This window comes from Pollutimonas bauzanensis (genome assembly GCF_040393045.1).
Classification (GTDB): Bacteria; Pseudomonadota; Gammaproteobacteria; order Burkholderiales; family Burkholderiaceae_B; genus Pollutimonas; species Pollutimonas bauzanensis_A.
This window is the reverse complement of record NZ_JBEBUX010000134.1, coordinates 1-11,134: the sequence shown is the minus strand read 5'-3', so window position 1 is coordinate 11,134 and position 11,134 is coordinate 1. Positions and strand designations below refer to the sequence as shown.

Here is an 11,134-nt window from a genome sequence, read left to right as displayed (position 1 = left end):
TCATAACGATACGTCGCTGTCAGCATGTAAGACCGCCCAGCCCCTACGTTGGCAAAAATACCGACGTGGGACGCGTCATATACCTCGGTGTCGGAAATATTATTGACGTTCAGCTGGAGCGCAAACCGCTTGTCGATGTCGTAGCGCGCCATGGCATCGTAGCGTACATGCGAAGGCAGCTCATACTTGTTGGCATCGTCGACGTAACGCGAACCCACGTATGAAACACCACCGCCAACCGTCACAGCGGGCAGCACTTTATATGTCGTCCAGAGTGTCGCGCTTTGCTTGGCGATGAACTTTATCTGGTTGCCATCAAAAACGTTGGAACCGCTGCGGTACTTGGTGATCTTGGGATCAAGATAGGTGTAGCCGGCCCAGACATCCCATTTGTTTGTAATGGAGCCCGTCAGGCCGAATTCCACGCCTCGCACCCGGTTGTTTCCGCTCAAGCTAACGTCGCCAGTAAGCGGATCAGTGGAGCGCGCATCGGTCTTGCGGGTTTCGAAGATCGCGGATGTGAACGATAAATTGTCATTCAGGAAATCCCATTTGGTCCCCAGTTCCCAGCTACGGCTGCGTTCAGGCTTCAAATCGTTGATCGCCGCACCGCCCGCGGGGCCGTCGGCGCCCCCTGCCTGGCCTAGATTCTCTCCGGATGGGTTCGAGGAAGTCGCGAACGACACGTAAACGCTGCCGTTGGGAGCTGGCTTGTAGACAAGACCTAATTGATAATTAAGGAAGTTGTCCGAGCGCGCATCCTGCATGTTATCGACGTGGTAGTTGTCGTAACGCAGGCCAAGGTTGACCGACCAGCGGTCATTCAATTCAACGGTATCAAGGAAATAGGCCGATCGTGTCTTGATGTCGCCATCCTTGTTCTTGGGCCCATAGGTAAAGTTGTGCGCGTACTGCCCATTCGGATTTGGGTTATACAGGCTGTCGAGTTCGCGTTTGCCAGGGAAATTGTCGTACGGCAGCCCGGACATCGCCTTCGTGTAGATGTCTTCCTGGCTTATTTCCACACCAGCCGCAAAGCTGTGCTTGAGCGAGCCGGTCCTGAATTTCCCGAACAAATCCGTCTGGTTCAGCAACGATTCCGAGCTGCGCCAGCGTGCGCGATCGCTACGGGCGAACTGTGCCCCGGGCCCTTCAGTACTGCAAGGCGGGCCGCTGCTGGCCGTGCAATTATCGAACGATGGCCTGGTCATCAAATAGTGGTTAAGGGCTTTGCCGTAGCGTGTCGTATTGCGCACCGTCAGGTTATCCGCGATGTCGTGTTCTATCCTTGCTGTAGCCATATCAACGACATTCTCGCGAAAGTCCACATTGTGCCGGCCGTAGAAATTGTCCCGGTCTACTTCGGGAGGCGTAGTGCGATCCGGCCGGGCTTTATTCGCGAAAGGGATGCCCAGATCCGGCATGTCGTTATTTTCGATATGCGAATAGCTCAGCGTAACGCGCGTCGGCGTGCCCAGTCCAAAGGACAGCGAAGGCGCAATACCCCAGCGGTCTACGGTAACGCCGTCGCGGCCCGGGACATCTCCGCCCATCTTCATCATATTGAGCCGGAACGCCGACGTTTCATTGAAGGCAACGTTGCCATCGACCGTCGTGCGCCACTGATGCGCGTTGCCGAAACCGGCCGACACCTCGAAAAAATCATACGGTTTGGGTGTCTTTGTTTCCAGGTTGATGCTTCCGCCCGTACCGCCACGTCCAGTGTAGGCCGAGCTTGGCCCCTTGATAATCTCGACGGACTCCAGATTGAAGGTCTCGTGGGAGCCCCTTGCATAGTCTCGCACGCCATCAACGAAGATGTCGGTGCTGGCTTCATAGCCTCGGATGAAGGGCCGGTCGCCAGTAGGTGTACCGCCCTCTCCCGAGCCCAAGGTAATGCCTGGCGTCGTCCTGAGGACGTCTTGCAGCGAGGTTGCGCCGCGATCCTTGATAAGTTCTTCCGGTATGACGGTAATCGTACGAGGGGTATCAAGCAGAGGGGCCGTGAGTTTGGGCGAGCTGGCTTCGTCAGGCGTTCGATAGTCGCTGACAGCCTGACCTTGAACGGTGACCGGCGACAAGTCATGCACGCCGGCTCCCGTCGCGTTCTGCGCCAAAGCGGGATTCATCGCCATCGCTCCCCCCACTACTGCGGAGGCCAACATCGATTTGCGGAAAGCTCCGTCAAACGATTCCTTGGGAATCAGGCAAACACCTTCCTGAAGACCAGGCACCCTTCCTGCTGACATAAATGTTCCTTTTCAGATAATTAATGCAAAGAATGCCAACGCACTGCGGGAACAGCGGGGCAAGACCAAATCACGTTAAACTAGAGCGAAGACGATAATAAGATCGATTCGCGTTCGGAGTGTAGAGATACGTTCGTCAAGCCACCGTCAAGTTTCAATACGCGCCAACAAACAACATGAACAAAGACACTTCCTACTATTCCGCCTATTCGATCCTGGTCGTCGAGGACGATGCCCCCCTGGCTCATAACGTGCTGACAGCGTTGGAGCAGGAAGGCTTTCTGGTAGACGTGGTCTACGACGGCACGATGGCGATGCATGCCATCACGGAAAGAAAATTCGACCTCCTGGTCCTGGATATCGGGCTTCCTGGTGTTGACGGTTATCGCGTTATATCTCATCTGCGTGAAACCTTGAGATCGTCGATTCCCGTCATATTCCTGACCGCCCGAAGTACGCTGGAGGAAAAAAAGACAGGCTTCACCGTAGGGGCCGACGATTATTTGACCAAGCCCTTCGCGCTGGGAGAGCTCACTCTCAGAATCAAGGCGCTTCTGCGAAGGGCGGACAATGTGTCGGGCTTCTTGTCCGAGCTGGTTCATGGCGCCTTGCGCATGTCGGTGCGCAACCAACAAGTCTGGATCGGCGAGAAGGAAATTCATCTCCCAAAGAAGGGAATGCAAATCCTCGAGTTGCTGCTTAAGCATCCCGGTCGTCTTATTACCCGTGAAAGTCTGGAGCACGCTCTGTGGAGGCAAGAGGTCCCGCACTCGGACGCTCTGCGCAGCCAGATTCATATTCTGCGGAAAACACTTGCCGAGAACGGCTACACCGGAATCGAGACCGTCAGCGGCAGCGGCTGGCGACTGCACGGAGAGCAAGAGTGACTGGGCAACGGAATTCCAGTAAACATTCCCTCGTATCCCGGGTCACCTTCGCGCTGACGGCACTTGTCGCTATAGCTGTCCTTGCCGTCTGCTTTACCGCGTACGAAATCCACAAGACGATGGGCGAACGCATGATAGATTCGCTGGTCGAAACCGAAGCGGTAAGACTTGAACAAAAAATCTCGCCCGAAGCAAGTAAATGGGAGGAGCCTTTTGAACGGCAACTAGGTCCTTCCATGCATGCCTGGGCCGAGAGCGACACGGTACGCGCGCTGACCTTGCCTGCGGCCCTACGATCGCTTCCCGATGGGCTAAGCAGGCTTAACGCCGAGGGTCGCGCCTGGCACGTCATGGTCGTAAAAGCACGGGACGGACGCTTCTATGTCATGTATGACACGTTGAATTCCGAAGTATTGACTCAGGACTTTGGTTTGGCAATGCTGGCCATTGCGTTGATTTTCATTGTCTTTGCATATCTGTGCGCCCGCCGGCTGGCAAAGTGGGCCGTGCAGCCTATCGTGGCCATCACCGCCCACCTTTCACGATGGGCGCCGGGCAAGCCCCAGGTGCTCGGACTACATTCGAACGAAGGATTGCAGCTTACTGAAGCGTTCAATCGGATGCAGGATCGCGTTGATTTGGCGCTTGCGGACCAAAAGGAATTCTCGTCCAACTTTAACCACGAGGTCAGAGGCCCCCTATCACTGATCAGAACCGATGCCGAGTTGGCCAAGCGCAGCCCGGCTTCAAATCCGGACGTCACACTGCGACTGGAACGAATCATTCGTTCGGCAGATCAAATCACGGCAAGCCTGGAAGCGACCTATCACCTGGCCCAAGCGGATCAGGGCGAATATGAACGAGTCTCTCTCAAAGACTGTGTCGATGATGTCTTCATCAGCATGGAGGCTGACGCAGGCGCCAGAAAACTGGCGCTGCACAACCTGGTGAAAGATAAGCACTGCGAGACCCTGAATCGGCACATGCTGCAGACGGTCATCAGAAACATCGTGAGTAACGCGATTCAGCATGCCGCTCCCTGCAATTTTGAAGTTTCTTCCATCGAGCATGGATTGATTCTGAACGATGATGGCCCCGGAGTCAGTCCCGCCGACTCACCACACATATTTGATCGATACTACAGTGGGCGCCGGGTAGACATGATGCCCGCCAGGCAGCACCCGCCTCGTCATGCAGAGGCGGGACTGGGACTGGCAATTGCAGAGCGCGCATGCGCCATTCAGGGCTGGACCCTGGAATTGGACTCCCGCCCACGGGAGTCCAGCGGGGTGTCCTTCATACTGACGTTCCAGCCACCGCCCAAGACTTTATAAACCGTCACATGATTGCTGTTCTTCGTCAGGCGCAGCGTAATCAGATCTTGCTGGGCTGAATAAAGGCTACGCTGCGCATCAAGTACATTCAAATAACTATCGATACCCCGGCGATAACGGGCGTCTGAAAGACGATGACTATCCATTGAAGCCTGAACCAACGCAGTTTGCGCGGCAAGCTGATCGTCAAGCGTGCCGCGCTGTGCCAACGCATTAGCCACCTCGCTAAAAGCGCTTTGAATTGCCTTTTCATACTGCGCCTGAGCAATATCGCGATCCACGTTTGACACCTTCAGGTTCGCGCGATTGCGCCCGCCCTCGAATATAGGCAGGTTCAGTTGCGGGATAAAGGTCCAGAAACCCGTGCCACCATCAAAAAGGTTGGATAGCGCATTGCTGGTGGTGCCTGCTGATGCGGTCAAACTGATACGAGGAAAAAATGCGGCTCGCGCAGCCCCGATGTTGGCATTGGCCGCTTGCAGCAAACGTTCAGCCTGTAATACATCAGGACGGCGCAGCAAGACCTCGGACGGCACACCCGCATTCAGTTCCGCCAGCGTGACGCGGCCGTCGTTTTGCGCCTCGGGCAGCATATCGCTCGATAGTTGCCCGCCCACCAACAAGGTCAATGCATTGTTATCCTGCGCAATCTGGCTGGTAAACCTTGCAACATCGACGCGCGCCGACTCCACCAGCGTCTGGGCCTGTCGTAGATCGAGCAGCGACGCCACACCCAGTTCGTGGCTGCGACTTGTCAGTTCATAGGATTTTTTCTGGCTTTCCAGCGTTTGCTGTGCCAACCGCAGGCGCTCTTGATCTGCACCTAGCGTCAAGTACGCGTTGGCCACTTCTGCCACCAGGGACAGTTGCACTGTCTTGCGCGACTCCTCGGTTGCCAAATAGCGTTGCAAGGCTTCATTGTTCAGGCTGCGCACACGACCGAACAAGTCCAGCTCGTACGCGCTTGTTCCTATGCCCGCGCTGTATTGGCGGCTGATACCCGCCTGGCCTGTAGGAGAAACGTCTGCAGGCATGCGCTGGCTGGTGCCCTCGCCGCTTATCCCGATAGACGGAAAGGAGTCCGCTCTTTGTATTTGGTACTGCGCCCGCGCACGCTCGATATTGAGCGCGGCAACGCGCAAGTCCCGGTTATTTTCCAGCGCCAACCCAACAACTTTCTTGAGTTTTTCATCAGTGATGAAATCTTGCCAGGCTATGTCGGCGACGGGCTGCGCCTGCGTTGCCGCCGAAGCGTCTGCAGGCGTTTTATAAGCTGGCCCCGTCGGCCATGCGGCGTCTGTCGGCAAAGCCGGCCGCTCATAGGTGGGTGCCATGCTGGTGCAGCCGGCCAACAGCAGCGCCGCCGCCAGGGATGCCAAAGTTAAGTGTTTCATATTAGATCTCGTTGGTCGATGGCGTTGCGGCGGGACCAGACGATGGAACGTCTGCTTTTTTCTTGGAGAACAGTTTTCGCACCACGACAAAGAACATAGGAATAAAGAAGATACCTAATACGGTCGCCGCTATCGTCCCACCCAGCACCCCCGTGCCAATGGCATTCTGGCTGCCTGAACCGGCGCCGGTCTTGATGGCCAACGGAAGCACCCCAAGTCCGAAGGCGATCGAGGTCATTAAAATAGGCCGCAAGCGCAGTTTTGCCGCCTCGAGCGCCGCCTCGACCAGGCCCATCCCCTCGTCCATCAGATCCCGGGCGAACTCAACAATCATGATGGCGTTCTTGGCTGCCAACCCAATCGTTACCAGTAGCCCCACCTGGAAGTACACGTCATTCGACATGCCTCGGCCGGTCGCAGCCATCAGCGCGCCGAGCACACCTAATGGCACCACCAGCATCACGGCGAACGGAATCGACCAGCTTTCATACAACGCCGCCAGACACAGGAAGACAACAATCAATGAAATGGCATAAAGAGCAGGCGCCTGCGATCCAGACATGCGTTCCTGATAAGACAAGCCCGTCCATTCGACGCTAAAGCCCGGCGGCAGTTGTGCTGCGATTTCCTCGATGGCCGCCATGGCATCGCCCGAACTCACGCCAGGGGCAGGTTCGCCCTGAATCTGCATGGCAGGAATGCCGTTATACCGTTCCAGACGTGGCGACCCATACTCCCAACGCGCTGTTGCGAAGGCCGAGAACGGCACCATCTCACCGGACGCATTGCGGGCATACCATTTTTGAAGGTCTTCGGGCACCATGCGCGAATTTGCTTCGGCTTGCACATATACCTTTTTGATTCGACCTTTATCGATAAAATCGTTGACATAGACACCGCCCCAAGCGCTGGACAGCGTACTGTTGACCTGATCCATGCTTAGCCCCAAAGCCCCCGCCTTGGCCTGATCGATTTCGATTCGATACTGCGGCGTGTCGTCCTGTCCGTTGGGGCGCACCGCAATCAGGTTCGGATTCTGCGCAGCCAAGCCAAGCAACTGGTTGCGCGCCTGGGTCAGTTGCTCGTGCCCCTGGCCGGCGCTATCTTGCAGATACATGTCAAAGCCCTTGGCATTGCCCAGTTCAAGCACAGCAGGCGGTGCGAAGGCATAGACAATCCCATCTTTGATTTGTGACAGCGCGCCCATTGCGCGATCGGCAATTGCCATAGCGCCGTTTTCCGAGCCCGGGCGCTCGTCCCAGTCTTTTAACCGTATAAAGCCCAGTCCCGTATTCTGCCCTGCGCCAGCAAAGCTGAAACCGGCCACGGTAAAGACCGATTCCACATTGTCTTTTTCCTTCTCCGAAAAATACGCATCCACTTTATCGAGCGATGCCAACGTACGTTCCTGGGTCGCGCCAGCGGGCAGCAATACTTGGGTAAATAAGATGCCTTGATCCTCGTCGGGCAAGAAGGATGTAGGCATTCTAAGAAACAGCACGACGGCAACGACTATGAGCGCCAGGAAAATGAATAAATAACGGGTACTGCGCGCGATGATCCGACCAACCGCAGACTGATACTTCAGCGTGCCGCGCTCAAAGGTACGGTTGAACCAGGTAAAAAATCGCCCGCGAGGGGCATGCTCGCCCTTGACCACCGGCTTGAGCATCGTTGCGCAAAGCGCCGGCGTCAGGATAATGGCCACCAGGACGGACAGCCCCATGGCGGACACAATCGTAATGGAAAACTGACGGTAGATGACCCCTGTGGAGCCGCCAAAAAAAGCCATCGGCACCAACACAGCCGAGATTACCAGACCGATGCCGACCAGTGCGCCGGTAATCTGATCCATGGACTTGCGAGTGGCCTCTAACGGCGACAAGCCCTCTTCAGTCATTAAGCGCTCAACGTTTTCGACCACCACAATGGCATCATCGACCAGCAAGCCTATCGACAGCACCACGCCGAACAAGGTCAGCGTGTTAATGGAAAAACCGAAGGCGGCCAGAATGCCGAAGGTACCCAGCAAAACCACCGGTACGGCAATCGTAGGAATGATCGTGGCCCTGATGTTTTGCAAAAACAGATACATCACCAGGAAGACCAAAATAATGGCCTCGATCAGGGTAGAGACCACGCCTGAAATTGACACTTCAACGAAGGGCGTCGTGTCAAATGCAATCACCGATTTCATGCCATCGGGGAAAGACTTTTCCAGTTCGCTTATCTGGCTTTTGATCGCTTGCGCCGTATCAAGCGCATTGGCGCCTGTCGCCAGCTTGAACCCCAGGCCGGCAGACGGCATGCCGTTGTAGCGAGCCACCACATTGTAGTTTTCGCTACCCATTTCAATGCGAGCAACATCACGCAACCTGACCGAAGCGCCATCCGGCGTAGTGCGCAGCAGTACTGCGCCAAACTCTTCAGGCGTTTGCAGCAAGGTTTGCGAGGTAATCGTGGCATTGATTTGCTGTCCGGGCACGGAAGGCGTAGCGCCCAATTGCCCCGCCGATACCTGCGCGTTCTGCGCCTGGATCGCGGTCACGACATCCGCGGGAACCAGGTTGTAGCTATACAGTTTGTTTGGATCGAGCCATACCCGCATGGAGTACTGGCTGCCGAACACCTGCACTTCACCCACTCCTTCAACGCGGCTCATGGGGTCACGCAGATTGGCCTGAGCGTAATCGCCCAGATCGGTGGCGGTCATTTTGCCGTCTTCCGAGATCAGAGCCGCCACCATAATGAAGTTGGCGGTTGACTTGGTCACGATAACGCCCTGGCGCTGAACCTCTTGGGGCAGCATCGGGGTGGCGATGGACAGTTTGTTCTGCACCTGCACCTGGGCAATATCAGGATCCACTCCGGCTTCGAAGGTAATCGTGATATTCATGCTGCCAGATGAGTCGCTGGTCGATGACATGTAATTCATGCCATCGATGCCCTTCATTTGCTGCTCGATGACCTGCGTCACCGTATCTTGCAGCGTCTGGGCCGACGCACCTGGGTAGGTAGCCGAAATCGTTACTTGAGGCGGCGCAATGCTGGGATACTGCGCAACCGGCAAACCTAAAATGGATAGCCCGCCCGCCAGCATAATCACTAACGCGATTACCCATGCGAAGATCGGACGATCAATAAAAAATCGTGACATAGTCTGTATATTCCTGGGGAGGTATCGGTCGATTAACCTGCGGACGTAACGGTGGCAATATCAACCGGAGCGGCCATTTCAACGGCGTTAACGGCAAGCCCGGGGCGTACCTTCTGCACACCCTCGACGATGACACGCTCGCCGGCTTCAATGCCCGCTTCAACCAGCCATTGGTCGCCTATTGTGCGCGAAGCAGTCAGTGCACGGGCCTCCACCTTGCCTTCGGCATTGACGAGCAGCGCTGTGGCGCCCCCCTTGGAATCCCGGGTCACGCCTTGCTGTGGCACCAGGATGGCCTGCTCACGCACGCCCTCTTCCAGCACCGCGCGCACATACATGCCTGGCAACAACTGCAGATCGGGATTAGGAAATACAGCGCGCAAGGTCACCATGCCCGTACCGGGGTCTACGGACACGTCTGAAAACTGCAATTCGCCTCTGTGGCTGTAGACCGTTCCGTCTTCCAGTACCAATTGGACGTTGGCGCGCGCCTGATCGCTGCTGGTCAGAGAACCAGACGCCAACGCATTGCGTAAACGCAGCAAATCGACGCTGGACTGCGTCACATCGACGTAAATGGGATCAAGCTGTTGAATCTTGGCCAACGGTGTGGCCTGATTGGCCGACAACAATGCGCCCGGGGTGATGGCCGACTGACCAATACGCCCAGAGATAGGCGCCTTGATGTCGGTATAGCCGAGGTTGATGGCTGCCATGTCCAGCGCCGCACGGGCCGAAGCCAAGTCGGCTTGAGCCTGGAGCAACTCAGCGACTGCCTGATCGTTATCCTGTTTGCTGACAGCGTCGATCTTGACCAGTTCTTTGTAACGAGCTGCCCTTAAGCTGACGACCTTCAGATTGGCCTGCGCTTTGGCCAGAGCAGCCTTGGCGCTATTGTGATTAGCCCGGTAGGTGGCCGGATCGATCTCGTACAGCGTTTCACCCGCCTTGATATCGCTGCCTTCCTTGAAAAGCCTTTTTTTGACGATGCCGCCAACTTGCGGCCGAACCTCGGAAACGAGATAGGCGCTTGTGCGCCCCGCCAGTTCGGTGGTCAGCGACACCGACTGAGAAGCGATGGTTTGTACAGTGACTTCAGGAACTGCGGCGACTGGTTCTGCGGCCGGTTTACTGCAGGCGGCAACGAGAATCGCACTGGAAGCTATCGCGAGTGCTTTAAGTAGCGGGTGGGCGTGGTAAGGCTTCATCAGGATTAGGACTCGATTTTTTGTTTGCGAAATGGGACGGCAATGCATCCACTCAATACTGTACAGTACGGTCAGTTTATACTTGACAAAGTTACCCCGTCAAGCAAAACTGTACGGGTCGGTACTATAAATATGGATAAAACGATGAAAGTGAAAAGTGCCACCCGCCACGACGCTATATTGGATGTTGCATTAGCGCTATTTCGCGAGGTGGGATTCGACGCGGCGTCAATGTCTCAGATAGCGGCTCGGGTCGGTGGATCAAAGGCAACGCTATACAACCACTTTTCTTCCAAAGAAGAATTGCTGCTCGAAGCCATGCTGGCCTCCGCAGACAGATATGCCCAAGAGGTTCGGCTCCTTCTGCAACAGTCGGACGACCTCACCACCCAATTGCACACTTTTGTCGTTTCGTTGCTGAAGTTGATTAACTCAGCGGAAACCATACAAATATTAAGGGTCGCCATCTCGGTGGGCAACACCTCGGACATTGGCCGACGCTTCTATGAAATGGGTACGCACGAACCCTGGCTGGAAATTGCCGACGTTCTGCGCCGCGAAATGGAGCAAGGAAATTTGCCTGTCGCAGACCCGGACATGATGGCTATGCACTTGCGCGATCTTTGCCACACTGATTTGATTTGCAACCTGCTGGGCGCAAGTTGCGAAATGAGCGATGCCGAAGCCGAGCGCAAGGCCTGCTACATCGTGAATGTTTTTCTTCGCGCTTATGGCATCGTGCAAAGCAGCTCTGTGGCTTAAGCCGACAACGACGTATTGTCGATCACGAACCGGTATTTGATGTCACTCTTTTGCATGCGGTCATATGCCTCTTCGATCTTCTGGATGGGAATCATCTCGATCTGGGCAACGATACCTTTTTCGGCGCAGAAATCGAGCATTTC

Annotated in this window: 7 protein-coding genes and 1 pseudogene; 3 read left to right on the top strand and 5 right to left on the bottom strand. The window is 55.8% G+C overall.

Going from position 1 to position 11,134, the window contains the following annotated elements; translation table 11 throughout:
* Nucleotides 1-2,249 (bottom strand): TonB-dependent receptor (locus ABWO67_RS16620; protein WP_353153553.1); only part of this gene is annotated, 2,249 nt, incomplete at its 3' end.
* A 176-nt stretch (nucleotides 2,250-2,425) separates the two neighbouring features.
* On the opposite strand from ABWO67_RS16620, the gene ABWO67_RS16615 reads away from it, so the two are divergent.
* On the top strand, nucleotides 2,426-3,136 hold the full coding sequence (locus ABWO67_RS16615) for a response regulator transcription factor (RefSeq protein WP_353153550.1): 711 nt from the start codon (nucleotides 2,426-2,428) through the stop codon (nucleotides 3,134-3,136).
* Entirely contained in the window at nucleotides 3,133-4,470 is a 1,338-nt protein-coding gene (locus tag ABWO67_RS16610) for a sensor histidine kinase (protein WP_353153548.1), read from the top strand. Before ABWO67_RS16615 ends, ABWO67_RS16610 begins: the two co-directional genes overlap by 4 nt.
* On the opposite strand, the gene adeC is transcribed toward ABWO67_RS16610, so the two are convergent.
* Genes adeC through ABWO67_RS16595 form a run of 3 tightly spaced genes read right to left on the bottom strand, consistent with a single transcriptional unit; the run spans nucleotide 4,377 to nucleotide 10,229 of the window.
* A complete protein-coding gene (adeC, locus tag ABWO67_RS16605; RefSeq protein ID WP_353153545.1) occupies nucleotides 4,377-5,864 on the bottom strand; it encodes an AdeC/AdeK/OprM family multidrug efflux complex outer membrane factor in 1,488 nt (495 codons plus the stop codon). The two genes, ABWO67_RS16610 and adeC, sit on opposite strands and share 94 nt — an antisense overlap.
* Nucleotide 5,865: 1 nt before the next feature.
* Nucleotides 5,866-9,021 (bottom strand): efflux RND transporter permease subunit, encoded by a 3,156-nt coding sequence (locus ABWO67_RS16600; protein ID WP_353153542.1) that lies wholly within the window; start codon nucleotides 9,019-9,021, stop codon nucleotides 5,866-5,868.
* A 32-nt stretch (nucleotides 9,022-9,053) separates the two neighbouring features.
* Nucleotides 9,054-10,229 (bottom strand): efflux RND transporter periplasmic adaptor subunit, encoded by a 1,176-nt coding sequence (locus ABWO67_RS16595; protein WP_353153539.1) that lies wholly within the window; start codon nucleotides 10,227-10,229, stop codon nucleotides 9,054-9,056.
* 144 nt (nucleotides 10,230-10,373) lie between these two features.
* Here ABWO67_RS16595 and ABWO67_RS16590 point away from each other — a divergent pair, with 144 nt between their 5' ends.
* Nucleotides 10,374-10,991 (top strand): TetR/AcrR family transcriptional regulator, encoded by a 618-nt coding sequence (locus ABWO67_RS16590; RefSeq protein ID WP_353153536.1) that lies wholly within the window; start codon nucleotides 10,374-10,376, stop codon nucleotides 10,989-10,991.
* Here ABWO67_RS16590 and ABWO67_RS16585 read toward each other — a convergent pair.
* Nucleotides 10,988-11,134 (bottom strand): annotated as a pseudogene (locus ABWO67_RS16585) (NAD(P)-dependent alcohol dehydrogenase); the annotation flags it as partial. The gene ABWO67_RS16590 and the pseudogene ABWO67_RS16585 sit on opposite strands and share 4 nt — an antisense overlap.